The organism is Thauera sp. K11 (assembly GCF_002354895.1).
Lineage (GTDB): Bacteria > Pseudomonadota > Gammaproteobacteria > Burkholderiales > Rhodocyclaceae > Thauera > Thauera sinica.
In genome coordinates, this window is record NZ_CP023439.1 from 2,226,333 (window position 1) to 2,250,375 (window position 24,043).

General features: G+C 67.9%; 18 protein-coding genes. 12 read left to right on the plus strand and 6 right to left on the minus strand.

All coding sequences use genetic code 11. The features are described 5' to 3' along the window. Nucleotides 1-136 precede the first annotated feature (136 nt). Nucleotides 137-904: a DNA adenine methylase gene (locus CCZ27_RS09655; protein ID WP_096447687.1), complete on the plus strand. Its 768-nt coding sequence runs from the start codon at nucleotides 137-139 to the stop codon at nucleotides 902-904. A 41-nt stretch (nucleotides 905-945) separates the two neighbouring features. On the opposite strand, the gene CCZ27_RS09660 is transcribed toward CCZ27_RS09655, so the two are convergent. The 4 genes from CCZ27_RS09660 to antA form a co-directional block, all read right to left on the minus strand. Continuing rightward, nucleotides 946-8,016: a beta strand repeat-containing protein gene (locus tag CCZ27_RS09660; RefSeq protein WP_157748533.1), complete on the minus strand. Its 7,071-nt coding sequence runs from the start codon at nucleotides 8,014-8,016 to the stop codon at nucleotides 946-948. A 367-nt stretch (nucleotides 8,017-8,383) separates the two neighbouring features. Next, nucleotides 8,384-11,044, minus strand: a complete 2,661-nt coding sequence (gene acnA / locus CCZ27_RS09670; RefSeq protein WP_096447692.1) for an aconitate hydratase AcnA — start codon at nucleotides 11,042-11,044, stop codon at nucleotides 8,384-8,386. Between the two features lie 198 nt (nucleotides 11,045-11,242). Further along, complete coding sequence (gene antB / locus CCZ27_RS09675; protein WP_096447694.1) at nucleotides 11,243-11,743, minus strand: anthranilate 1,2-dioxygenase small subunit; 501 nt, start codon at nucleotides 11,741-11,743, stop codon at nucleotides 11,243-11,245. A 4-nt stretch (nucleotides 11,744-11,747) separates the two neighbouring features. Further along, on the minus strand, nucleotides 11,748-13,148 hold the full coding sequence (antA, locus tag CCZ27_RS09680; RefSeq protein ID WP_096447696.1) for an anthranilate 1,2-dioxygenase large subunit: 1,401 nt from the start codon (nucleotides 13,146-13,148) through the stop codon (nucleotides 11,748-11,750). Nucleotides 13,149-13,586: 438 nt separating this feature from the next. On the opposite strand from antA, the gene CCZ27_RS09685 reads away from it, so the two are divergent. Beyond that, nucleotides 13,587-14,615: an AraC family transcriptional regulator gene (locus CCZ27_RS09685; protein ID WP_198363308.1), complete on the plus strand. Its 1,029-nt coding sequence runs from the start codon at nucleotides 13,587-13,589 to the stop codon at nucleotides 14,613-14,615. Between the two features lie 382 nt (nucleotides 14,616-14,997). On the opposite strand, the gene CCZ27_RS09690 is transcribed toward CCZ27_RS09685, so the two are convergent. Then, a complete protein-coding gene (locus CCZ27_RS09690; protein WP_096447698.1) occupies nucleotides 14,998-15,873 on the minus strand; it encodes a LysR family transcriptional regulator in 876 nt (291 codons plus the stop codon). A gap of 24 nt (nucleotides 15,874-15,897) precedes the next feature. Between CCZ27_RS09690 and CCZ27_RS09695 the strand changes: the two genes are divergently transcribed. The 4 genes from CCZ27_RS09695 (at nucleotide 15,898) to CCZ27_RS09710 (ending at nucleotide 17,954) form a co-directional block, all read left to right on the plus strand. Continuing rightward, nucleotides 15,898-16,314, plus strand: coding sequence for a DMT family transporter (locus CCZ27_RS09695; RefSeq protein ID WP_198363309.1), 417 nt, complete (start codon nucleotides 15,898-15,900; stop codon nucleotides 16,312-16,314). 3 nt (nucleotides 16,315-16,317) lie between these two features. Next, the gene (gene mdtI / locus CCZ27_RS09700; protein ID WP_096447702.1) at nucleotides 16,318-16,647 is read left to right on the plus strand and encodes a multidrug/spermidine efflux SMR transporter subunit MdtI; all 330 of its coding nucleotides are present in this window, start codon (nucleotides 16,318-16,320) and stop codon (nucleotides 16,645-16,647) included. Between the two features lie 119 nt (nucleotides 16,648-16,766). Continuing rightward, a complete protein-coding gene (gene speG, locus CCZ27_RS09705) occupies nucleotides 16,767-17,282 on the plus strand; it encodes a spermidine N1-acetyltransferase (RefSeq protein WP_096447704.1) in 516 nt (171 codons plus the stop codon). A gap of 198 nt (nucleotides 17,283-17,480) precedes the next feature. Next, the gene (locus CCZ27_RS09710) at nucleotides 17,481-17,954 is read left to right on the plus strand and encodes a universal stress protein (protein ID WP_096447706.1); all 474 of its coding nucleotides are present in this window, start codon (nucleotides 17,481-17,483) and stop codon (nucleotides 17,952-17,954) included. 57 nt (nucleotides 17,955-18,011) lie between these two features. Here CCZ27_RS09710 and CCZ27_RS09715 read toward each other — a convergent pair whose 3' ends face one another. Next, the gene (locus CCZ27_RS09715) at nucleotides 18,012-18,971 is read right to left on the minus strand and encodes a LysR family transcriptional regulator (protein ID WP_096447708.1); all 960 of its coding nucleotides are present in this window, start codon (nucleotides 18,969-18,971) and stop codon (nucleotides 18,012-18,014) included. 212 nt (nucleotides 18,972-19,183) lie between these two features. Here CCZ27_RS09715 and uraH point away from each other — a divergent pair, with 212 nt between their 5' ends. The 6 genes from uraH to CCZ27_RS09745 all read left to right on the plus strand — a co-directional run bounded on the left by uraH (nucleotide 19,184) and on the right by CCZ27_RS09745 (nucleotide 24,039). Then, entirely contained in the window at nucleotides 19,184-19,534 is a 351-nt protein-coding gene (gene uraH, locus CCZ27_RS09720; protein WP_096447710.1) for a hydroxyisourate hydrolase, read from the plus strand. Nucleotides 19,535-19,561: 27 nt separating this feature from the next. Beyond that, nucleotides 19,562-20,755, plus strand: a complete 1,194-nt coding sequence (locus CCZ27_RS09725; protein WP_096447712.1) for a urate hydroxylase PuuD — start codon at nucleotides 19,562-19,564, stop codon at nucleotides 20,753-20,755. Between the two features lie 33 nt (nucleotides 20,756-20,788). Then, nucleotides 20,789-21,337 (plus strand): 2-oxo-4-hydroxy-4-carboxy-5-ureidoimidazoline decarboxylase, encoded by a 549-nt coding sequence (gene uraD / locus CCZ27_RS09730; RefSeq protein WP_096447714.1) that lies wholly within the window; start codon nucleotides 20,789-20,791, stop codon nucleotides 21,335-21,337. Between the two features lie 56 nt (nucleotides 21,338-21,393). Beyond that, nucleotides 21,394-22,326 (plus strand): allantoinase PuuE, encoded by a 933-nt coding sequence (gene puuE, locus CCZ27_RS09735; protein ID WP_096447716.1) that lies wholly within the window; start codon nucleotides 21,394-21,396, stop codon nucleotides 22,324-22,326. A 68-nt stretch (nucleotides 22,327-22,394) separates the two neighbouring features. Further along, nucleotides 22,395-23,444, plus strand: a complete 1,050-nt coding sequence (gene alc, locus CCZ27_RS09740) for an allantoicase (RefSeq protein ID WP_096447718.1) — start codon at nucleotides 22,395-22,397, stop codon at nucleotides 23,442-23,444. A gap of 82 nt (nucleotides 23,445-23,526) precedes the next feature. After that, a complete protein-coding gene (locus tag CCZ27_RS09745; protein WP_096447720.1) occupies nucleotides 23,527-24,039 on the plus strand; it encodes an ureidoglycolate lyase in 513 nt (170 codons plus the stop codon). Nucleotides 24,040-24,043: the final 4 nt, after the last annotated feature.

Consider the following 24,043-nt stretch of genomic DNA (forward strand, 5'->3'; position numbering starts at 1 on the left):
CTGGGCCGGTGCTGGAACACCGGCCGCGCCACCCGTACAAGCAGACACACCTGCAAGTCGTGGCCGATGGCCCCCCTGCCTCGCGAGGCGGAAGGAAGGCTACAGGCTATTTCGTGATATGCAAAGGATTTGTGTAATGAGCAATTCAAAGCCGGTCATCCCGTGGATCGGCGGCAAGCGCCGCCTGGCGAAGCACATCCTGCCGGTGTTGCCGGCGCACACCTGCTACGTCGAGCCGTTTGCCGGCGCGGCGGCGATCTATTTCCTCAAGGAGCCGGCAAAAGCCGAAGTGCTCAACGACGTCAACGGCGACCTTGTCAATCTGTACCGTGTACTCAAGCACCACCTCGACGAGTTCGTGCGTCAGTTCCGCTGGAGCTTGGTGAGCCGCCAGATGTTCGAGTGGGCGAGGCTGTCGGTGCCCGATACGCTGACAGACATCCAGCGTGCCGCGCGCTTCTTCTACCTGCAGAAGCTAGGTTTCGGTGGGAGGGTCGGTAGTCGCACGTTCGGCACGGCCACGACTGCCGGCGTTCGGCTTAACCTGCTTCGTATCGAGGAGGAGCTTTCATCTGCGCATCTGCGCTTGTCGCGGACCACGATCGAGCATCTGCAGTGGCAGGAGTGCGTCGAGCGCTACGATCGACCGCATACGCTGTTCTATTGCGACCCGCCGTACTACGGGACGGAGGGCTACGGCGTCGAGTTCGGCCTCGGGCAGTACGACCAGTTGGCCGAGGTGGCCAGGACGACCGCCGGGAAGATGCTCATCTCGGTGAATGACATACCGAAGATGAGGGCGGCGTTCGCTGGGCTGACAATGGATCGGCTGGAGATCAGCTACACAGTCTCCGGCAGCGGCGGAAGGAAGAAATCGGGCGAACTGTTGATCCGGAACTGGTGATCTGTCGCACGCCAGGCTGCGCAGATTGTTATTTCATTGCATCAGGCGCAATTCGACGCTCTGCCATTTATCTCAACAACTCGCGTCGAATTATCGCGGCGCGCGTCAGCCAGCGCGATCTGGTTCATCGGCGCGGCGCCGACCGCGTCGCGCGTGGCGCCGGTGAAGGCGCTGGCCTTGAACACGTCGCTGCCGCGCGTCCAGTTGCTCACGGTCAGCGCCTTGCCGCTGTCGAGCGTGAGCGTGGCCGCCGTGAGGCTGGCGGTACCGGAGGCCATGTCCAGCGTGGCGCTGTCGGCGATGGTGAAGGTGCCGATGCTGTAGGTATTGGCGCCCAGCGTCAGGTTGCCGCCGGCCAGTTCGATGTTCACGCTGGTGTTGCTGAAGCCCGCACCCAGCGTCAGCGTGCCGCCGGTGACCCTGATGGTGCCGCTGCCGGTCACGGCGCCGATGCTGCTGTTGCCGGTGATCGTCAGCACGCCGCCGGTGCCCAGGTTCAGCGTGCCGCTGCTGGCGAGGCTGGCCAGCGTCTGCGTCTTGCCGTCGAGGTTCAGCGTGGCGCCGGATGCGACCGTGGTGGCGCTGGCCGAGGGCAGCGCGCCGTCGGCGCCCAGCTTCAGCGTACCGGCGCTCACCGTGGTGGTGCCGGTGTAGGTGTTGGCACCGCTGAGCGTCAGCGTGCCGGCGCCGGTCTTGGCGAGGTTGCTGGCGACCGTCGCGCCGCCGCCGCTGCGGTTGTCGCCCAGTTGGGGGGCAATGCCGAGCGTGCCGCTGGTGACGTCGAAGGTGGTGGTGCCGCCGGCCGCATTGGTGCCGATGAAGATGAAATTGTTCGACCCCGTGCCCACGGTGAACGCCGAGGTGCCGGTGGACGTCACCGTGCCCTTGAGCGCGAACGCGCCATAGCCGGCGTTGGCACCGCCGTTGGCTGTCAGCGTGCCGCCGCTCAGGGTCAGGTTGTTCAGGGTATTGAAGGTGTCGTTGCTCGCCACCGTGCCGCCGGCGACGGTGACCGTCGATGCGGGCGCCGCGGTATGCACGCCGAAGGTGTCGCTCCGGTCGAAGCGCAGCGTGGCGCCGCTGTTGACGGTGATGCTGCCCGCGCCGCTGATGTTGTACAGCGTGCCGCTGATCACCAGCGTGCCCGCGCTCACCGTGGTGGCGCCCGTGTAGGTGTTGGCGCCGCTCAGCGTCAGCGTCGAGGCGGCCGAGGTGTCCTTGGTCAGCCCGCCGCTGCCCGAGATCACGCCCGACAGCGTCTGGGCGGCCGAGCTGCTGTACCTGAACAAGCCGCCGCCGCTGCTGATGTTGCCTGCATAGTTGCCGCTACCCAGCGAACCGGCGTTCTGGATGCGGAATTCGCAGGTGCCGAAGGAAGTGCCGCCCGTGTAGGTGTTGACCGAACGGAGCGCCATGATGACGTTGCCAACCTCCAGGCCGTTCGTGCCTTTGACGGGCACGGCGATCGTGTTGTCGAAACCGCAGTTGCCTGAACCGGTCGAGAACACCGTCGGCGATGCCCCCAGCGTCAGGCTGCCCGTGCCGGCGATCGTCAGGTAGTTGGCGTGGTTGTGCAGCCCGGCGATGGTGACGTCGGCGTCGAGCGTGGCGGTTTCGGTCGAATTCCCGTTGAAGGTGGCGACGCTGCCGTCGGTCCACACGCCGTTGGGGGTGCCGGTGCCGGTGGTCCAGTTCCTGGTGCTGTAGTCCCAGGTGCCGTTGCCGGTCTCGATGCTGGTCGTGTTGGCGGCCGGGCCGTCCCAGTAGGTGAAGGGCCCCGCGCTGGCCAGCAGTTCGTTGCCGGCGCTGGCCCAGTAGGTGGCGCTGGCCGCGTTGCTGCCCAGCTTCACCTGGTTCAGCGGTGCAAGGTTCACCGTGCCCTTCGCCGGATTGCCGGTGATGGCGGTGGCGTAGAAGTGGTCGGTGCCGGCCGTCCAGTTGGTCACCGTCAGCAGCTTGCCGGTGGCCGGGGTCAGCGTGGCCACCGTCAGGCTGGCGGTGCCGCTGGCCATGTCCAGCGTGGCATCGTTGGTGATGGTGAAGGTGCCGATGCTGTAGGTGTTGGCGCCCAGCGTCAGGTTGCCGCCGGCCAGCTCGATGTTCACGTCCGTGTTGGTGAAGCCCGCGTCCAGGGTCAGCGTGCCGCCGGTGACCTTGATGGTGCCGCTGCCGGTGACCGTGCCGATGCTGCTGTCGCCGGTGAGGATCAGCGTGCCGCCCGTGCCCAGGTTCAGCGTGCCGGCGGTGCTGGTGAGGCTGGCCAGCGTCTGCGTCTTGCCGTTGATATTGAGCATCCCGGACGTGACCGTGGTGGCGCTGGCCGACGCCAGCGCGCCGTTGATGCCCAGCTTGAGGGTGCCCGCGCTCACCGTGGTGGCGCCGGTGTAGGTGTTGGCCGCGTTCAGCGTCAGGGTGCCGGCGCCGCTCTTGGTCAGCGTGCCCGCGCCGGTGCCGATGACGCCGCCGGCGACGGTGTCGCCCGCGCTGTCGAAGGTGAGCGCGTAGGCGCCGCCGATGGCGCCCGACAGCGTCAGCGTGCCGGTCCCGGTGCTGACGACCGAGTCGGCCCCCAGCGTGATGGCGCCGCCCCAGGTGTTGCTGCCGCTCGCGTTCTGCAGCGCGCCGCCGCCGGACGAGCCCACGCCGCTGATCGTCAGCGCCTCGGCGCCGATGGTGATGCCGCCCGTCAGGCCCAGCGTCGCGCCGCTGCCGACGGTGGTGCCGCCGGCCGCGGTGCCCAGCGCCGAGGCGTGGCCGACCAGCAGCGCGCCGCCGGTCACGCTCATCGGGCCGGTGAAGGTGTTGGCGCCGGTCAGCGTGAGGACGCCGTTGCCGCCCTTTTCGTACGCGTTGCCGCCGGCCAGCACGTTGCCCACCGTGGCCGAGACGCCCGGGTAGGGGATCAGGTAGTTGGTGGCCGCCGTGCCGGTGAGCGTGCTGCCCGTGAGGGTGTAGCCGTCGGTCAGGAAGGTCAGGCCGCCGATGTTCTGCGCCGCGGTCACGTTGACGGTGACGGACGCGGTGGTGGTGCCGAAAACGGCCACCTCCCCGGCCGTCCAGGCACCGTTGGGGCTGCCGGTGCTGGTGGTCCAGTTCGTGCCGGCGCTGCTCCAGGTACCGGCGCCGCCTTCGACGCTGGTGCTGTCGGCGGCCGCGCCGTCCCAATAGCTGCGCGGGCCGATGCTCGCCAGCAACTCGTTGGCGGCACTCCAATAGGTGTCGGCGGCCGTGTTGCCGCCCAGCTTCACCTGGTTCAGCGGCGCGGTATCCACCAAGCTCCTGGCCGGCGATCCGGTCACGGCCGTCGCGTAGAAATGGTCGGTACCTGCCGTCCAGTTGCTCACCGTGAGCAGCTTGCCGGCGGCCGGCGTGAGCGTGGCCACGGTCAGTTGGGCGGTGCCCGCGTTCATGTCCAGCGTGCTGTCGGCCGACACTTCGAGCGTGCCGATGCCGTGGGTGAGCGCGCCCAGCGCCAGCGTGCCGCCGGCCAGTTCGATCTTCACGCTGGTGTTGCTGATCGCGCTGGTGAGCGTCAGCGTGCCGCCGGTGACCTTGATGGTGCCGCTGCCGCTGACGGCGCCGATGCTGCTGTCGCCGCTGATCGTCAGCGTGCCGTTGGTGCCGAGGTCCAGCGTGCCGCTGCTGGCGAGGCCCGCCAGCGTCTGCGTCTTGCCGTCGAGGTTCAGCGTGGCGCCGCTGGCGACGGTGGCTGACGTGGCCGCCGGCAGCGTGCCGTCGGCGCCCAGCTTCAGCGTGCCGGCGCTGACGGTGGTGGCGCCGCCGTAGGTGTTGGCGCCCGACAGCGTGAGCGTGCCGGCGCCGAACTTCTCCAGCGCGAAGCCGCCGCTGATGGCGCCGGTGATGGTGCCGGATTCGTTGGCGGCGTGGAGGGCGATGCGGCTGTCGGCGCTCATGGCGACGTTGCCGCTGAGCGTCGAGCCGGGGCCCTGGAAGCGGATCGCGCCCAGGTAGCCCTGGGGATCGTTCCAGCCGTTGCCGGCGATGGTGAAACCGTTGGCCACGTCCACGCTGCCCCAGATCAGCGCGGTGGCGCCGGATTCCACGGTGACGGCGGCCGAGCCGAGGCGATCGGGGCGTTCCAGCCGCGCGCCGTTCTTGACCACGACCGTGCCGGCGAAGTCCGGGCTCGGGCTCTCCGGGATGTAGTTGCTCTGCCCCTGGGTCCCCGTGCCCAGGAAACTCAACCGCCCACTGCCCGAGAACACGTTGCTGAACTGCGTCATCTTGAGCGTATCGGAACGGTAGAACTCAAGCGTGGCGCCACTGGCCACGCTGATGCCGGACGCGGCGGCGATGCTGCCCGTCGTCCCGCCATTGCCCACCCGCAGCGTGCCCGCGCTCACCGTGGTGGCGCCGGTGTAGGTGTTGTTGCCGGTCAGGATGGTGGTGCCCGCGCGGAGCTTGGTCAGCGCGAAGCCGCCGGAGATCACGCCGCTGATGGTGCCGGTGCCGGCAAACGTACCGATGCTCGACGCGGCGGTCAGGGTGACGTTGCCGCTCTGCGTGGCCCCGCCATCCACACGCAAGGCGCCGATGTAGCCCGCGGCTTCGTTCCAGCCCGTGCCGGCGATGGAGACGGCGCTGGTCATGTCGGCACTGCTGCCGCCCAGGTACAGTTGCCCGCCCGATTCGATGGTGATGGGCGCCGTGCCCAGGGCACCCGTGTTGCTTCTGGTCAAGCGGGCGCCGCTTTCCACCACCACCGCGCCGCTGAGGCTGTGGGTGGGCGCGCTGAGCGTGTAGGAACTCTGGTTCTGGGCCGCGTTGCCCTTGAAGCGCAGCGTGCCCGCGCCGGCGAAGGTGTTGCCGATGAGGGCGTTGCCCGTGCTGTCGCTCGAACTGTAGTAGGCCAGCGTGGCGCCGCTGGCGATGCTGATGGCGCTGCCGCTGGCGAGGCTGCCGGTGGTGGTGTTGTTGCCCACCTGCAGCGTGCCCGCGCTCACGGTGGTGGCGCCGGTGTAGGTATTGTTGCCGGTGAGCGTGAGGGTGGCGTCGGCGGTGGACTTGGTCACCGCGCCCGCGCCGCTGATGACGCCGGCGTAGCCGAGGTCGGTGCTGCGGGTGAAGTCGAGCAGCGTGCCGGCCGCGCTCAGCGCCACGCCGCCGGTGCCGGGCGTGCCGCCGGCGCCGCCGATGATCAGCGAGCCCGCGCTCACCGTGGTGCCGCCGCTGTAGGTATTGGCGCCGGTGAGCGTGATGCTGCCCGCGCCGGCCTTCTCGAAGGCATTGGCGCCCGCCAGCGTGCTGCCGATCGTCGCGCCGATGCCGCTGCCGGCACTCAGCACGTTGGTCGGCAGACCGCCCGTGAGCGTGCCGCCCGTCAGGCTGTAGCCGCCGACCTTGAAGTCCAGCCCGCCGATGGCCTGCGTGCCGGACACTTCCACCGCCCCGCCGGTGACGCCGAAGACGGCCTTGCCGTTGGCCACCCACTTGCCGTTGCCGGTGCCGTTGCCGGCGGTCCAGTTGGTGTCCGCCGCATTCCAGTTGCCGGCCCCGCCCTGCACGCTGCCGTTGCCGGGCAGCGCCGTGTCCGTGCCGTCCCAGTGCGCCCCGCCGTCGCCGACGATGTTGTTGGTGAAGGTGCAGGTCACGTCGCGGCCGTTGCCCGCGTCCGCGAAGCGCACCGAGCGCGCCGGCAGGTCGCCGACGGCTGCGTTGGTGAGGTTGGCGGTCTGCGTCGCGCCGGCCGCCATGCCCGTGCACGACGCCGCGCTCAGCTCGTAGCCAAACACCGCCTGCGTGATCGTCGTCTGCCCGTTCGACCCGGCCAGCGTCTGCAGCGCGCCCGCGGCGGCCGTGCCGGCCGAGGTGGTGATGACGTCGTGGTTGGCGACCCCGTTCGTGCCGCTGTACGCGAAGCCTCCCGTGCCGCCCTGGCTGACCGTGTTCACCGTGACCGTCGTGGTGCAGATCGTCGACGACTGGCCGTCGTACTGCACCAGGAATGCAGACACCGCCCCCCTGTCGACGACGTGCACCAGGATCTCGTTGAGCCCGGTCTGCCAGTTCCTGTCCAGGATCAGGTAAGCCCCGCTGCCCGGCGCGTAGTTTTGGTAGGTGCCGTCGCCGAGATTCTGAAGGTCGAAGTAGTTCGAGTTCGGATTCGGCTGATCCACGCCATTCACGGACACCATGGCGACGCCGTCGTCCGCGAAGAAGTTCAACTTCATGTAGAACTGCGACGGATCGAGCGCCCCATCCAGGTTGAAGCGGTAGCGGTACCAGTAGTTGCGCCGGCCGTCGGGACTCGCCGGCGTACCGCCGACGAGGGCAGTGGCGCTATGCGAGATCCAGTCCGCGTTGCCGTAGGGGGACACGGCCCATCCCCCGTTCATCCGGGACACCACGTAGCCGTCCTCCCAGCCGCCGGTTGGCGGATCGAAGGAGGCGGACGTCTCCATCTCGCGGCTCACCTCCCAGTAGGTGTCGCGCGTGCCAACGGTCTTGGGCGGCCCCGCGGGGTTGCCGCTGTAGGCGGTATTGAAGAGGTAGCCGGTGGAATTGCAGCCGATGGTCGGGATGGTCGCCGCCCGCGCAAGTACGGGCGTCAACAGGCACATCGCCAGCGTGGCCGCCAGCGCCGGCAACCCGGCGGCGAAGGATCGCAGGCGGCGCGAACAGATCGGGGGCTTGTCTGGCGCGCCTTTGCTATGCATTACGGCAGCGTGCTCGATGCGCGATGGATTGCATGGCGACTGCGGCACCTGACGCGGCGTGCTCGGGGCGTGCCGCAGGCACGCCCCGAGCACGCCAGCACGCCAGCACGCCAGCACGCCAGCACGCCAGCACGCCAGCACGCCAGCACGCCAGCACGCCAGCACGCCAGCACGCCAGCACGCCAGCACGCCAGCACGCCAGCACGCCAGCACGCCAGCACGCCAGCACGCCAGCACGCCAGCACGCCAGCACGCCAGCACGCCAGCACGCCAGCACGCCAGCACGCCAGCACGCCAGCACGCCAGCACGCCAGCACGCCAGCACGCCAGCACGCCAGCACGCCAGCACGCCAGCACGCCAGCACGCCAGCACGCCAGCACGCCAGCACGCCAGCACGCCAGCATGAATACGACACGAGTCGTTGCCGAATGCATCGGATATCTCCTTGGTCACGAATTCCGCACACGTTGCGGCACAGGCCATGCCCGGTGCGGAGGGCTTGCCGGCTCATGCAGGCGTGCCGGGAGGTCGGGGACGAACGCTGGCCCGCGCCCAAAGCGCGTGAATCTATCATATGGCAACGGAAAATCAGGATGCTGCCCGACTATCCCGGGGTCTTGCGGAGGCGCCGGAGCCTGGAAACGTGGCGGCGCGCGGGATTGGCGCGCGGGCGGGTCGAGCCCGGCCGCAAGTTCGGCCGATGCCGGCCGGGTAGCGGCGCGCGTGCGGGCGGGAAGATCCGCCGGGTGGTATCCGCCCCGGCCGGTCACGCCCTCGTGCCGGCCGGGACGCGCAGGCGGCCTACGACGCGGCCATCTGCCTCAGCATGTACTGCAGCACGCCGCCGTGGCTGAAGTAGTCCCATTCCTTGGCGGTGTTGATCCGGACCCTTGCCCTGAAGGCGGCGGCGGTGCCGTCGGCCCGCGTGGCGGTGACGCCGACTTCCGCGGCATGGGGCGCGAGGCCGTCGATGTCGAAGGTCTCGGTGCCGTCCAGGCCGAGGGTGGCGGCGTTCTCTCCTTGGGCGAAGGTGAGCGGCAGCACGCCCATGCCCACCAGGTTGGAGCGGTGGATGCGTTCGAAGGACTCGGCGATGACGGCCTTGACGCCGAGCAGGAGGGTGCCCTTGGCGGCCCAGTCGCGCGACGAGCCGGTGCCGTATTCCTTGCCGGCGAGGACGATCAGCGGCGTGCCGGCGGCGGCGTACTCGATCGCCACGTCGTAGATCGGCTCGACCGGGCCGCCGCCATTGCCGAGGCAGCGCGACACGCCGCCTTCGACACCCGGCGTCAGGGCGTTCCTGATCCGCGTGTTGGCGAAGGTGCCGCGCACCATCACTTCGTGGTTGCCGCGGCGCGAGCCGAAGCTGTTGAAGTCGGCGGGCTGCACGCCGTGCGCGGTGAGGTAGCGCCCCGCCGGGCCGTCCTTCTTGATGCTGCCGGCCGGGCTGATGTGGTCGGTGGTGATCGAATCGCCCAGCACGGCCAGGCAGCGCGCGCCGCGGATGGGGGCGATGCCCGGCGCCGCCGGCGTCATGCCCTCGAAGTAGGGCGGATGGCGGATGTAGGTGCTGTCCGGGTCCCAGCCGTAGGTCTGCGAGCCGGCGACCTGCAGGGACTGCCAGCGCGCGTCGCCGGTGAGCACGCCGGCGTAGCTCTTCCTGAACAGTTCGGCGGTGACCGAGCGGGCCACCTCGGCCTGGATCTCCTGGTTGGAGGGCCAGATGTCGGCCAGGAAGACCTGGCGGCCGTCGGCGGCGGTGCCGACGGGTTCGGTCGTCAGATCGACGTCGGTGGTGCCGGCGATGGCGAAGGCGATCACCAGCGGCGGCGAGGCGAGATAGTTCATCCGCACGTCCTGGTGGATGCGGCCTTCGAAGTTGCGGTTGCCCGAGAGCACCGCGCTGACGCAAAGGCCGTGCTGCTGGATGGCGGCGGAGATGGGTTCGTCCAGCGGGCCGGAGTTGCCGATGCAGGTGGTGCAGCCGTAGGCCGCGACGTGGAAGCCGAAGTGTTCCAGGTCTTCCAGCAGACCGGCCTTGGCGAGGTATCCGGTGACGGCCGGGGAGCCCGGTGCGAGCGAGGTCTTGACCCACGGCCGGCTCGCGAGCCCCAGGGCGCGGGCCTTGCGGGCCAGGAGGCCGGCGCCGATCAGCACGCCGGGGTTGGAGGTGTTGGTGCAGGAGGTGATGGCGGCGATCACGACCGCGCCGTCGCCGAGCGCGAAGCGTTCGCCGCCGCTGTCGACGGTGGCGGGGCCGGAAGACGGGCGCAGGGCCTGCTCGGCCTCGAGGGCCTTGCGGAAGTCGGCGCCAAGCTGCGGCAGCGGCACGCGGTCCTGCGGGCGCTTGGGGCCGGCGAGGCTGGGGACGATGGTGCCCAGGTCGAGGTGGAGCACGTCGGTGTATTCGGCTTCGGGCGCGTCGGGCGTCCACCACATCCCCTGCGCCCTGGCATAGGCTTCCACCACCGCGACCTGTTCTTCGCTGCGGCCGGTCAGGCGCAGGTAGTTCAGGGTCTCGCCGTCGATGGGGAAGATGCCGCAGGTGGCGCCGTATTCGGGCGCCATGTTGCCGATGGTGTTGCGGTCGGCGGCCGAGAGGCCGGCCAGGCCGGGGCCGAAGAATTCCACGAACTTTTCCACCACGCCGCGCTTGCGCAGCATCTCGGTCACGGTGAGGACGAGGTCGGTGGCGGTGGCGCCCTCGGCCAGCCTGCCCGTGACCCGCACGCCGATCACCTCGGGAATGAGCATCGACGAAGGCTGGCCGAGCATGGCCGCTTCCGCTTCGATGCCGCCCACGCCCCAGCCCAGCACGCCGATGCCGTTGACCATGGTGGTGTGGCTGTCGGTGCCGAAGCAGGTGTCCGGGTAAAGCAGGCCGTCGTTCTCGAAGACCACGCGGGCGAGGTATTCGAGGTTCACCTGGTGGACGATGCCGGTGTCGGGCGGCACGACCTTGAAGTTGCGCAGCGCTTCCTGGCCCCAGCGCAGGAAGGCGTAGCGCTCGCGGTTGCGCTGGAATTCGATCCTGGCGTTGAGGTCCAGCGCGTCCTTGCTGCCGTAGTGGTCGATCATCACCGAATGGTCGATCACCAGTTCCACCGGGCAGAGCGGGTTCACCGCGGCCGGGTCGCCGCCGAGCCTGGCGATGGCGTCCCGCATCGCCGCCAGGTCCACGACGCAGGGCACGCCGGTGAAGTCCTGCAGGATCACCCGGGCCGGGGTGAAGTTGATGTCGCGCGGCGCGAGCTTGCGGAAATCCGCTCCGGCGAGGGCTTCGACGTCGGCCCGGGTGGTGGACTGCCCGTCTTCGTGGCGCAGCAGGTTTTCCAGCAGGACCTTGATGGAGTAAGGCAGGCGGGCGAGCGGATAGTCCGGCTCGAGGGACTTCAGGCTGTAGTAGGCGTAGCTGCGGCCGCCCACTTCCAGGTTTGCTCGGGCTGCGTTGCGGGTACTCATGGCGAAACCTCCCGGGATCGATGCGGGTGTGACCGCCCCGCGGCGCGGGGCCGGTAAAGGTCTCAGTATAGGTAGGCAGGCGGGAAGAAGGTGGGCGGGCCCCGTCCGCCGCGTGGCGGCAAAAAGGGCCCGGTCCGCCGCGTGGCGGCGAAGGGGCCCGGTCCGGCATCCGTCAGCGCGACGGAAGGCGGGGCGCGATCACAGGTGGTAGAAGTCCAGCACGGCGTTGATGGTGTCGTTGAGCAGCACCACGTGCTTGCGGGTGATCTTCCAGCTTTCGCCCGCGGGCTTCAGGTGGTAGGTCGCGTAGCCGAAGAAGTGGCCCGCCACCGCAAAGCGGTAGTAGTTCGTCGACCAGTTGGCCTTGACTTCCAGCTCGCCGTCGGCGCCGCCGGCCAGCGGTGCGACGCGCACGTTGCCGATGATGTGCTGGGTGCGCGGCATCGGGGTGCAGGCGGCGGACTTGCCGGTGCGGATGCGATACACGCGGTCTTCCAGGCCCGAGCGGTTGGCGTAGTAGATCAGCGACATGCTGCGCTTGGGGTCGGCCGTGTATTCGTGCTCCGACGACCACTGCGGGACGTGGAACTCGCTTTCCTCGTCGAACATCTCGAGGTAGGCATCCCACTCCTGGGCGTCGCACAGTTCGGCGTTGCGGTACAGGAACTGCTCGACGGCATGTTGGATGTTCTGGTTCATCTGCTTACTCCTCTTCGGCCATCTGCAGTTTCTTGTCGAGACCCTTGAGCATGAAGCGCTGCCAGGCGCCGTGCTGGTTCACGTAGAGCCCTTCCTGCGTGAATTCGGTGCCGGTCAGCACCGGCTCGATGCCGATGGCCTTGCTGTTGGGCGTCTCGCCTTCCACCCACTTGTGGTGGCCGCGCGAGATGTCGCTCCAGGGCTCGAGCCGCGCCTGGAAGCCGCGCTGCGCTTCGCGGAATTCGACGAGGTCGTCCGGCGTGCCCATGCCCGACACGTTGAAGAAGTCCTCGAACTGGCGGATGCGGCTTTCGCGGTCCTTGTCGGATTCGCCCTTCACGCCGATGCAGTAGCTGTGGATCTCGGTCTTGTTCCAGGCCACCGGACGGATGACGCGCAGTTGCGAGCTGATCTGGTCCATGAAGAACAGGCTCGGGTAGATGTTGAGGTTGCGCAGCCGGTGCATCATCCACTCGGCCTTGGCCTGGCCGTATTCCTCCACCAGCCGCGGCATGATCGTGGCGTAGCCGGGGCGCACGGCGGGGTTGGGCATGTCGCTGAACAGCAGGCTGTGGCCGTTGGGGAAGGAGAAGAAGCCGTCGTCGGTCTCCGCATCGCCCGCGCCGAGCTTGCTGTAGTCGAGCGTGTCCTCCACCTTGCTGCCCTTTTGCGCGTTGACTTCGTGGCGGTGCTTGACGGTGGCCACGTAGTTGTAGTGCACCGTGCTGACGTGGTAGCCGTCCAGGCCGTTCTCGCACTGCAGCTTCCAGTTGCCGTCGAAGGTGTATTGCGAGCGGCCCGGCAGCACTTCGAGTTCGCCGGTGGGCGACTGCGCGACCATCATGTCGAGGAAGACCTTGGTGTCGCCCAGGTAGTCTTCGAGCGTCTCGGTGCCCTCGGCGTCGAGGTTGATGAACACGAAGCCCTTGTAGCTCTGGATGCGGGCCTTCTTGAGGTTGTGCTTGCCGAGGTCGAAGTCTTCGACGTATTCGGACGGCGCCTTCACCTTCAGCAGGCGGCCGTCGCTCTTGTAGGTCCAGGCGTGGAAGGAACAGGTGAAGGTCGAAGCCTTGCCCTTGGTGGTGCGGACCAGCGTGACGCCGCGGTGCTGGCAGGCGTTGATCAGCGCATTGAGCTGGCCGGTGGCGTCGCGGTTGATGATCATCGGCTGGCGGCCGGCGACCATCGTCACGTAGTCGTTCGGGTTGGGGATCTCGCTTTCGTGGCAGGCGTAGATCCAGTTCTTCTCGAAGATCATCTCCATCTCGAGATCGAACAGTTCGGGCTCGGTGAAGATCTGGCGGGCGATGCGGTAGACGCCGTCGGCGGGCCGGAAGTCGAACGAGTTCTTGACGTATTCCCGCCACTCCGCGTCGGTGCGCTTGGTATTGAGTTGAGTTTCCATGGTGTGTCCCCTCATGTCAGGTGTGCTGCGGGCACAATTACACGCCGGATGCGGGGCGCGCTCTATCCGGAGAGTCGGCCATTTCTGTCCACATTTTCCGGGCGCGGGAAAAGGCCGGGCCGCCGGCCGGGAGCGATCGCGTGGCGGCCCTGAATCCGGTCTGGCGGCGGGGGATGCGTTCCGCGGGCTGCGGAACTCGCCCTCGCTGCGCTCGGTGCTCGGACAGTCCTCGCCCGCTCCACGCATCCCCCGCCGCCAGACCTGCCGCGTCGCGCCATCGGGGCGGTTGCGGGACCTTGTGTGCGATCGCCTTGGGCCGGCGGCCGGAACCGATTGCACTGCCGGGCCAAAAAGCTATGATTTACAACGAAGTGGGCAGCAGACTCACTCGTACGAGGCAATTCCGGCCGATAAGAACCTGATTGGACAGCCGTCACGATGCCGAGACACATCGTTCCCCTCCCCCCCGAATCCACCGACACGCCCGACATCCGCGTCGTCCGCCGCGACCCGGACGGCGCGCGCTCGTGGATGGCCGCCATCTGCGGTCCGCACTGGCTCAAGGTGAGTTCGCCCGGCCAGTTGCAGTTCCAGCACTCGGGCAACGTGCTGAAGTCGATGTCGACGACGATGGGCTTCATCGAGTACGGCACCGACGTCACCGTCGGCATCGATACCGAGACGCCGCTGAACTGCTACAGCGTCAGCCTGCCGGTGTCGGGCCAGCAGGAACTGTCGGTGCGCGGCGAACTGCTGGTCTCGGACCACGACACGGGGGTGATCGTGTCGCCCGACGCCAGGCAGGAACTCACCATCGCCGGCAACTGCCGCAAGATGCTGGTCGCCATTCCGCGGCCGGCGGTGCGCCAGGTGCTGGAGGAACTGCTGCAGCATCCGGTCGACAAGCCGCTGGTGTTCGAGCCCGGCATGGATGCGGCCAATGGCCGGCAGGCGTCGTGGTGGCGCATGGTGCGCCACATGATCGGCGAACTCGAGAGTTCGGCCGCCGATCTCTACGGCAACGCCGTCTTTTCGAGCGACCTCGAGAAGGCGCTGATCAAGGGCCTGATCCTGTCGCAGCCCAGCAACTATTCTGCGGAGCTTGAACGGGCGCTCGGGATCAAGCTGCCCCACTACCTGCTCCGGGCGCGGGACTTCATCCACGCCCAGGCGCGCGAAGACCTCGCGCTGGAAGACATCGAGGTGGTGGCCGGGGTGTCGCGCTACAAGCTGTTCGAGGGCTTCAGGCAGTATTGCGGCATGTCGCCCATGGCCTACCTGAAGAAGTTCCGCCTCGAACAGGTGCGCCGCGCGCTCATCACCGACCGCGGCAGCGGCAACGTTTCGTCCATCGCCATGGACTGGGGTTTCACCCACCTCGGCCGCTTCTCGATCGAGTACCGCAAGCTCTTCGGCGAAACGCCCTCGCAGACGCTGGGCCGCCATCAGGCCAAGGCGGCGGGATGAGCCGGAACGCGCCGCGCGTGCCCGGCCGGAGCTGCGGGGCGATCGCATGCGTGCTGGTGGCGGGGATGCGTGCGGAACCCGGGCTCGCTTTGTCCGGGGATTGAGCGGTCTTCGCCCGTTCGGCGTGTCTCTCGAATCCGGTCTGGCGGCGGGGGATGCGTTCCGCGGGCTGCGGAACTCGCCCTCGCTGCGCTCGGGGCTCGGACAGTCCTCGCCCGCTCCACGCATCCCCCGCCGCCAGCCCTGCCGTGTCGCGGTATCCGGGGGATGGGAAATGTCCGTTATGTCCCCACAACGATGCAGATGAAGTCGATGGATACCCGATGCAGATCGCAACGCGTGCCGAGGATGAAGCCGGGCAGCGGCAGCGAAAGAGCCTCCCTCATGCCGAATGCTTCAGCAACTCGGCAAACCGGCTGGCGATCCACTCCGCGGTCGGGCCGAGCTGCCGCCCCTGGCACCAGAGCATGCGCACCGGCAGCGGCGGCAGCGCCAGCGATGGACAGATCACCTGCTGCAGCGGCTTAGGATAGCTTTCGTACTTTGCGATGTTGACGGGCAGGATCGCCCAGCCCAGGTCGTCGGCCACCATCTCGGCGATGGTGTAGAAGCTGTCCGAGCGCCACACCTTGGGGCTGTAGGCGATGGCCTGCACGTCCTCGGCGTGCATCAGCAACTGCCGGTAGCGGGCCAGGTCCTTGCGCGCGACGGGCTGCTTGTCCAGCAGCGGATGGCCGCTGGCCACGAACACGCCTTGCGGTAGCGAGCCGATGTGGCGCTGGTCGAAACAGTCGCGCAGCGGCCCCCGATCGAAATGGAAAGCGACATCGGCACGCTCCTGTTTCACGTATCCCGCGACCTCGGTGGCCGTGCCGTTGAACAGTACCAGTTCCATGTGGGGGAAGCGCCCGGCAATCTCGCGCACCAGGTGGCCGATCGCCGCATAGGGCAGCGCCTCGTCGAACGCCAGCGCCAGCCTGGCCTCGCCGCCTGTCGCCAGCGATAGCGCCCGCTGCTGCAGCGACTGCGCCTGCCGCAGCAGTTCCTGCGCCTCCAGCAGCAGCAACTGGCCTGCGTCGGACAGGGTGGCCCGGTGCTTGCTGCGGTCGAACAGCTCCACGCCAAGATCGGCTTCCAACAAACCGATGGCGGTGCTGACGGCGGACTGCGCCTTGCCCAGATGGCGCGCCGCGGCGCTGATCGAGCCGTGCTCGGCGGTGGCGACGAACTGGCGCAACTGGTCGAGATTCCATTGCATCAGGCCATTCTATCGACGAAGCAGATGGACCTCATCTTTTTGAATCCGGAATTCAGAAAGACAATGGCGCTGTTTCAAGCAATTCAACGGAGAAAAACAATGAGACTTCGCCCCTGGCTATTCCTGCTCGCGGCCATTGCCGCGGAGGTCGCCGGCGTGACCGTCATGAAACTCGTGTCGGACTCGGGCTCTGCCGCCGCCTTTATCTTCATGTACGCCATGATCGGCCTGTCGTTCTATTTCCTGGCGATAGCGGTCAAGGATCTGCCGATGGCCCTGACTTACGCCACCTGGGAAACGCTCGGCCTGACCTGCATCGCCTTCATCGGCTTTCGTTTTTTTGGCGAGAGCCTGGGCCTGTACAAGCTGCTGGGCATGGCCGTCCTGATGGCCGGTGTCGTCATGGTCAATCTCGGCGCACCCAGGACATCGGAGAACTGAATCATGCAAAACGCTGAATCCGTTCATTACGCCTTCATGGCGATTGCCATTGCGCTGGAAGTGACGGCCAATATCTTCATCAAATATTCGGACGGCTTCCGCAAGCGTCTGATCGGCTCGCTGGGAATTTTCTGCATCCTGGCGTCGTTCACCGCCTTGTCCCAGGCCGTCAAGGGCATCGACCTGTCGATCGCCTACGCGCTATGGGGCGGCACGGGCATTCTGCTGACCGCGGTGGCCGGGCTCATGCTGTTCAGGCAGAAGCTCACTCCGCTCGGCTGGGCCGGAATCGTTTCCATCGTGCTGGGCATGTCGATTCTCAAGCTGGCGTGATGGCTGCAAACGGCATGGATCCCGCTATCCATTTTCTGCGAGAAAACCAAGTATCCGATCGTGCCGGCGCGCGAAGTGGCGCGCGGCCTGACGGCGTGCAACACCGATGAGAAGTCATCATGGCTACGGAAACCGGCATCAAACTTCGCCCGCTGGAACGGGACGACCTGCACTTCGTGCATCAACTGGACAACAACGCGCTCGTCATGCGCTACTGGTTCGAGGAGCCTTACGAGACCTTGACCGAGCTGACCATCCTCTATGACGAGAATATCCACGACCAGCGCGAGCGCCGCTTCGTGGTGGAAGCCGATGGCGTCAAAGCCGGATTGGTCGAACTGGTCGAGATCGACCACATTCACCGTCGCGGGGAGTTCCAGATCATCGTCGCGCCCGAGCACCAGGGCAAGGGCATTGCGTCGCGGGCAACGCGACTGGCGATGGAGTACGGGTTCAGCGTCCTCAACCTGTACAAGCTCTGCCTGATCGTCGACAAGGAAAACCACAAGGCCCTGCATATCTACGAGAAGCAGGGTTTCCAGATCGAGGCCGAACTCAGGCATGAGTTCTTCATCAACGGCCAGTACCGCGACGTGATCCGGATGTGCATCTTCCAGCACGAATACCTGGCCTGACTGCGGCCCTTCATCCGGCCAGAATGGGGATGAGGTTGCGGTCCATCAGCCATTTCGTATGCAGGCTATAAGCGTCGCCCCCTCTTTCCCCGGCGCCCCGCTTCTACACTTGGCCGCGAGGCTGCACCCGGGTATCGACGGACGTATCGGACCGGCGGCGGCCGCCTGAACGAGACGTCGCCCCGAGGAGTGGAAAGCATGAGCTACGAAATCAAGTCGATCCTGTACGCCTCCGATCTGACCCCGCGCTCGCCCGCCGTATTCCTGCATGCGGTCGGGCTGGCCAGGAAGTTCGGCGCCAAGCTGCATGCGGTGACCGTCACCCTGCCGTCCACCGGCCTGCCCTACGAGGAGTTCATCAGCGAAGAGAAGATGGACGAGATCAAGCTGGCCGGGCACAAGAAGGCGGAGGCGCTGCTGCGCCAGCGCATCGAGGTGTTCGCCGAGACCCATCCGGACCTCGACGTGATGGGCGTGCTGGCCAGCGTGCGCGCGCTCGAGGGCGAGCCGTCGCGCCGCATCCTCGACGTCGCCAAGCACGTGCTCGCCGACGTCATCGTCATGGGCTCGCGCGGCCACAGCACGCTGGGCGAACTGCTGCTGGGCTCGATCGCCCACAAGGTCACGATGAAGGCCGACATCCCGGTGATGCTGGTGCCGATCGATCGCTGAGCGCTCCATCCGCCGGGCGGGCGGCGAGGCCCTCGCCCGTTCCCTGCGCCGGGCCGCTCACGCCGGCTTCGCTGCGGCCTGCAGCGGCTGGGTGACGATGCGGCGGCCACACTCCGACAGCATCCGCCGCAGCCAGCGGTGGCCGGGGGACTGGTGGTTGCGTTCGTGCCAGAGCTGGTAGAAGCGCATCGGCGGAAACGCGATCGGCGACGGAATGATCGCCAGCGGCAGCAGGTCGGCGTAGAACTGCGCGAAATGGCGCGTCGTGGTGAATACCAGATCGGTGTTCTGCAGCAGGTAGGGGGCGGCGGTGAAGGACTGCACCACCACCCGCTCGTCGCGGTTGATGCGCATGGAGGCGAGCACGCCGTCGATCACCCCGCGCTGGCTGATCGAGTACGGCATGGGGACGACATGCACCGCGCGCTGGAAGTCGGTCAGGCTCATGCCCTTGCGCGCGGCCGGGTGGGTGGCCGCGACGAGGCAGACGATCTCGTCTTCCAGCAGCATCGACAGGTGCATGCGATGCGGCGGCTCCGGCCAGTTGCCGATCACCACGTCGAGATCCCCTTCGGCCAGCGAGCGCTCGAAATCGAAGTTCGGCCCCAGCGAATGCAGGGTCAGCCTGGCGTGCGGCGCTTCGCGGCGGAAGCGCTCCGCCACCGCGGCGACGAACACCGGCGCGAGGTAGTCCGGCGAGCCGATGCGGAATTCGTGCCGCGTGCTTTGCGGTTCGAACGATTCCGGCGCATCGGTCATGCGGTCGATCTCGGCCAGCGCCCCCTTGGCATGCGACAGCAGCGCCAGCGCGCGTTCGGTGGGGACCATGCCGCCCTTCTCGCGCACCAGCAGCGGGTCGCCCAGGATTTCGCGCAGCCGCTTGAGCGCGGCGCTGATGGCCGGTTGCGACTGGTTCAGCCGCAGCGCGGTGCGCGACACGCTGCGCTCGGTGATCAGCAGCACGAAGACGCGCAGCAGGTAGGTATCCAGCGGATCGTCGATGCGTCTCGCGGTCATTTTCCGTCTCCTCTTCCCGTCGTTCCCGTCATGGCGCGTGCGGGCCGCTCCGGCCTGCCTGCGCAGCACGCAGTGTCTGCCCCGGGCGGCTCTTCAAAATATGAAATTGCATATATTACTTATAAAACCATATCCATTTTCATAACACGCCGCAGGCTTACACTGCGCCTCGCATGATCCCGCACACCCGGATACGACAAGGAGACAGCAGCATGGGACGCCTCACCACCCACGTACTCGACACCGCCAGGGGCACGCCCGGCGCCGGCATCGCAGTGACGGTGTATCGCCTGGACGGCGGGCGCCGTGAAGTCGCCCGCGCCGTGACCAACCATGACGGACGCTGCGACGGGCCGCTGCTCGAGGGCGCCGCGCTGGAAGCCGGCAGGTACGAGATCCTCTTCGCCGCCGGCGACTATTTCCGCGCCCAGGGACAGGCGCTGCCCGAGCCGCCGTTCGTCGATGAGGTCGCGCTGCGCTTCGGCATCGCCGATGCCGGCCAGCACTACCACGTCCCGCTGCTGGTGTCGCCGTGGAGCTATTCCACCTACCGCGGCAGTTGAGCCCGGTCCGGATAGCGAGACGAGAACATGGAAACCTATCTGCTCGACTGGGCCAACCTGCTGGTCCGCTGGCTGCACCTGATCACGGGCATCGCCTGGATCGGCGCGTCCTTCTACTTCGTGATGCTGGACAACTCGCTGAAGCCGCCGAAGAAGCCGGAAGACGCGGCGCGCGGCGCGTTCGGCGAACTGTGGGCGGTGCATGGCGGCGGTTTCTACCACAGCCAGAAATACCTCACCGGCCCGAAGGGCGAACCGCTCGCCCAGGACCTGCACTGGTCGAAGTGGGAGGCCTACACCACCTGGCTGTCCGGCATGGGCATGCTGGCCCTCATCTACTGGATCGGCGCCTCGAGCTATCTGATCGACGGCAGCGTGATGGCGCTGTCGCCGGCCGCCGCCGTCGGCATCTCGATCGCCTTCCTGGCCAGCGGCTGGGTGGTCTACGACATCCTGTGCCGCAACATGATCGGCAGGGACGGCCTGCTCGCGGCGATCGTGTTCGTGTTCGTGATGGCGGCCAACTACCTGCTGCACCAGGTGTTCTCCGCCCGCGGCGCCTACATCCACGTCGGCGCGATGCTCGGCACGATGATGGCGGCGAACGTCTTCTTCCACATCATCCCCGGCCAGCGGAGGATGGTCGAGCAGATCCGCAGGGGCGAGGACGTCGATCCGATGCCCGGCATCATCGGCAAGCAGCGCTCGGTGCACAACACCTACTTCACGCTGCCGGTGCTGTTCATCATGATCAGCAACCACTACCCGATGACCTACGCCAACAAGCAGGGCTGGCTGATCCTGGGCGTGCTGATGCTGGCCGGCGTGCTGATCCGCCAGTTCTTCGTGCTGCGCCACCGCGGCCAGGTCAAGTGGTGGCTGCCGGCGGGCGGCGTCGCGCTGATCGCCGTGCTGGCCGGCTTCATGGCCCCCAGGCAGGTGGATGCCGGCGGCGAGAAGGTCAGCTTCGCCACGCTCAGGCACACCATCGACCAGCGCTGCGTCTCTTGCCATGCCGCCCAGCCGAAGCAGGAAGGCTTCGCCCAGGCGCCCAAGGGCGTGATGCTGGAAACGCCCGGGCAGATCGCCCAGCACGCCGCGAAGATCGCCGAGACGGTCGCCAGCGGCTACATGCCCCTGGGCAACCTGACCCGGATCACCGACGAGGAGCGCGAGACCATCGCCATCTGGTACGCCCAGGGCGCCCGCGTCAACGACTGAAACGCACACGAGACCCGGCTGGAAGAGACACCCATGACACAGAACACCGCCACCCCCGACCGCACCGGGGCCGCCCTGGCCGAGCTTTCGCGCCTGCCGCAGGCCGGCTTCGCCGCCCGCCTCGACGGCATCTTCGAGCATTCGCCCTGGGTTGCCGAGCGCGCCTGGAGTTCGGGGCCGTTCCGCAGCATCGAGGCCCTGCATGCCGCGATGTGCCTCATCGTCGATACGGCGTGCAAGAACGAGCAGCTCGGCCTGATCTGCGCCCACCCGGAACTCGCCGGCAAGGAGGCCGAACGCGGCAAGCTCACCGAGGCTTCCACCGGCGAGCAGCGCGGCGCCGGCCTGGACCAGTGCAGCAAGGAAGAACTGCAGCGCCTGCGCCGGCTCAACGAGGACTACCGCGCGCGCTTCGGCTTTCCCTTCGTGATCGCGGTCAAGGGCCTGACCCGCCATCAGATCATGGATGCGGTCGAGGCGCGCCTGGCCAACGACCGCGATACCGAGTTCAGCGCCTGCCTGCGCGAGATCGGCAAGATCGCCCGCTTCCGGCTGGATGCGATGTTCGGCGCGCAGGGCTGACGGCGGCCCGATACGTCCGCGCCGGATGCGCGGGATTACTTTCGAGGACTCATCCGATGAACCCGACTCCGTCCTATCCGCGCGACCTGGTGGGCTACGGCCGCAATCCGCCGCACGCCGACTGGCCCGGCCGCGCCCGCGTCGCGGTGCAGTTCGTGCTCAACTACGAGGAGGGCGGCGAGAACTGCGTGCTGCACGGCGACGCCGGCAGCGAGCAGTTCCTGTCCGAACTGTTCAACCCCGCCAGCTACCCCGGCCGCCATCTGTCGATGGAGGGCATCTACGAGTACGGCTCGCGCGTGGGCGTGTGGCGCTTCCTGCGCGAGTTCGAGCGCCGCGGCCTGCCGATGACCATCTTCGGCGTCTCCATGGCGCTCGAACGCCACCCCGAGGCCACCGCCGCCTTCAAGGAACTCGGCCACGAGATCGCCTGCCACGGCTGGCGCTGGCTCCACTACCAGGACACGCCCGAAGAGATCGAGCGCGAGCACATGAGGATCGGCATGCAGATCATCGAGCGGCTCACCGGCGAGCGCCCCCTGGGCTGGTACACCGGCCGCGACTCGCCCAACACCCGGCGCCTGGTGGCCGACCATGGCGGCTTCCTGTACGACTCGGACTACTACGGCGACGACCTGCCGTTCTGGACCGAGGTGCAAAAGAGCGACGGCAGCACCGTGCCGCACCTGGTGGTGCCCTACACGCTGGACGCCAACGACATGCGCTTCGCGCTGCCGCAGGGCTTTTCGCACGGCGACGAGTTCTTCGCGTACCTGCGCGATGCCTTCGACGTGATGTATGCCGAGGGCGAGGAGCGCCCGGCGATGATGAGCGTCGGCATGCACTGCCGCCTGCTCGGCCGGCCGGGGCGCTTCCGCGCGCTGCAGCGCTTCCTCGACCACATCGGGAAGCACGACCGCGTCTGGGTGTGCCGGCGCGTCGACATCGCGCGCCACTGGATGGAGCACCACCCGTACGACCCCCGATGAGCCTGCTGCCGGGGCCGGCCGCGCCGCCCCCGCGCCCGGCCCGATCCACTGAACCAAAGGAGAATCCCATGGCCAGCCACACTCCCGGCGCCCCCGTGTTCGCCCCGCCCGCCGACCTGCCCGACTGGGCCCTGCGCTCGGTCGACCTCGCCAACCCCCGCCTGGGCGCACGCGCCCTCTTCGCCTCCGACGACTTCTTCGCCGACGTCGCCCGCATGCTCGACCCCGAACCCGCACAGTTCGTCCCCGGCAGGTTCGACACCAACGGCAAGTGGATGGACGGCTGGGAGTCCCGCCGCAAGCGCACCGCCGGACATGACTGGGCGCTTGTCAGGCTCGGCGTCAAGGGCGTCATCCGCGGCTTCGACGTCGATACCAGCCACTTCACCGGCAACTATCCGCCCGCCGTCTCCATCGAGGCCACCGTCTCCGACGCCGACGACGTCCAGGCCCTCCAGGCCGCCGCCTGGACCGAGATCCTCCCCGCCACCGCGCTCGGCCCCGACAGCCATCACCTGCTCGAGTGCGCCAGCGACGCCGCCTGGACCCACCTGCGCGTCAACATCTTCCCCGACGGCGGCATCGCCCGCCTGCGCGTCTATGGCCGCCCCGTCGGCACGCTGGCCGCCCAGGCCGCCGCCGGCGAACTCGTCGATCTCATCGCCATGGAGAACGGCGGCCGTGCCGTGGCCTGGAACGACGCCAGCTTCGGCTCTGCCGCCTCCGCCCTGCTGCTGCCCGGCCGCGGCCTGGACATGGGCGACGGCTGGGAGACCCGCCGACGCCGCGAGCCCGGCAACGACTGGTGCGTGATCGAGCTGGGCGCCCCCGGCACCGTCGACAGGATCGAAGTCGATACCGCCTTCTTCAAGGGCAACTACCCCGACCGCTGCTCGGTGCAGGCCGCCCATGTCACCGGCGGCACCGACCGCTCCATCACCACCCAGTCCATGTTCTGGCAGACCCTGCTGCCCGAGCAGAAGCTCCAGATGGATGCCGTCCACACCTTCACCGGCGAGATCGCCGCGCTCGGGACCCTCACCCACATCCGCTTCAACATCTTCCCCGACGGCGGCGTCTCGCGCCTGCGCCTGTGGGGCAAGGTCCAGGCCAGGTAAGAGTCCGGCGCGGGCCGCGGCGCAGCCTTCCGCCGCGGCCCGCGCCGGCACACGCCGCCCAACCGACACGACAGAGCCCGCCATGCCCGCCGACACCTTCCTCCCGCTCGAGGTCCGGCCGCTCGCCCGCGAGACCTTCGCCCCCTACGGCGAGGTCATCGAGGCCAGCGACGACGCCAGCCACTTCACCATCAACGCCGGCAACACCGAGCGCTACCACGACCTCGCCCGCATCAAGCCCGGACCCGACGGCCGCGTCATCGTCTCCATCTTCCGCGGACAGCCCCGCGCCCTGCCCTTCACCGTGCAGATGATGGAGCGCCACCCGCTCGCTTCCCAGGCGTTCATCCCCCTGTCCGGCAGGCCCTATCTCGTCGTCGTCGCCCCCGCCGGCGCGCCGCCCCGCGCCGAGGCGCTGCGCGTCTTCCTCGCCCGTGGCGACCAGGGCGTCAACTACGCCACCGGCGTCTGGCACCACCCCCTGCTCGCCCTCGACGGCGTCTGCGACTTCCTCGTCGTCGATCGATCAGGGCCCGGGCACAACTGCGACGAAATCCTGCTCGAAACGCCCGGCGTGATCGCCGCAAGCGAGTAGACGG

Excerpts from the sequence above, each read along its gene's own strand:
- CCZ27_RS09655 (WP_096447687.1), top strand. The coding sequence starts at position 137 with ATGAGCAATTCAAAGCCGGTCATCCCGTGGATCGGCGGCAAGCGCCGC.
- CCZ27_RS09660 (WP_157748533.1), bottom strand. The coding sequence starts at position 8,016 with ATGCATTCGGCAACGACTCGTGTCGTATTCATGCTGGCGTGCTGGCGT.
- acnA (WP_096447692.1), bottom strand. The coding sequence starts at position 11,044 with ATGAGTACCCGCAACGCAGCCCGAGCAAACCTGGAAGTGGGCGGCCGC.
- antB (WP_096447694.1), bottom strand. The coding sequence starts at position 11,743 with ATGAACCAGAACATCCAACATGCCGTCGAGCAGTTCCTGTACCGCAAC.
- antA (WP_096447696.1), bottom strand. The coding sequence starts at position 13,148 with ATGGAAACTCAACTCAATACCAAGCGCACCGACGCGGAGTGGCGGGAA.
- CCZ27_RS09685 (WP_198363308.1), top strand. The coding sequence starts at position 13,587 with ATGCCGAGACACATCGTTCCCCTCCCCCCCGAATCCACCGACACGCCC.
- CCZ27_RS09690 (WP_096447698.1), bottom strand. The coding sequence starts at position 15,873 with ATGCAATGGAATCTCGACCAGTTGCGCCAGTTCGTCGCCACCGCCGAG.
- CCZ27_RS09695 (WP_198363309.1), top strand. The coding sequence starts at position 15,898 with ATGGACCTCATCTTTTTGAATCCGGAATTCAGAAAGACAATGGCGCTG.
- mdtI (WP_096447702.1), top strand. The coding sequence starts at position 16,318 with ATGCAAAACGCTGAATCCGTTCATTACGCCTTCATGGCGATTGCCATT.
- speG (WP_096447704.1), top strand. The coding sequence starts at position 16,767 with ATGGCTACGGAAACCGGCATCAAACTTCGCCCGCTGGAACGGGACGAC.
- CCZ27_RS09710 (WP_096447706.1), top strand. The coding sequence starts at position 17,481 with ATGAGCTACGAAATCAAGTCGATCCTGTACGCCTCCGATCTGACCCCG.
- CCZ27_RS09715 (WP_096447708.1), bottom strand. The coding sequence starts at position 18,971 with ATGACCGCGAGACGCATCGACGATCCGCTGGATACCTACCTGCTGCGC.
- uraH (WP_096447710.1), top strand. The coding sequence starts at position 19,184 with ATGGGACGCCTCACCACCCACGTACTCGACACCGCCAGGGGCACGCCC.
- CCZ27_RS09725 (WP_096447712.1), top strand. The coding sequence starts at position 19,562 with ATGGAAACCTATCTGCTCGACTGGGCCAACCTGCTGGTCCGCTGGCTG.
- uraD (WP_096447714.1), top strand. The coding sequence starts at position 20,789 with ATGACACAGAACACCGCCACCCCCGACCGCACCGGGGCCGCCCTGGCC.
- puuE (WP_096447716.1), top strand. The coding sequence starts at position 21,394 with ATGAACCCGACTCCGTCCTATCCGCGCGACCTGGTGGGCTACGGCCGC.
- alc (WP_096447718.1), top strand. The coding sequence starts at position 22,395 with ATGGCCAGCCACACTCCCGGCGCCCCCGTGTTCGCCCCGCCCGCCGAC.
- CCZ27_RS09745 (WP_096447720.1), top strand. The coding sequence starts at position 23,527 with ATGCCCGCCGACACCTTCCTCCCGCTCGAGGTCCGGCCGCTCGCCCGC.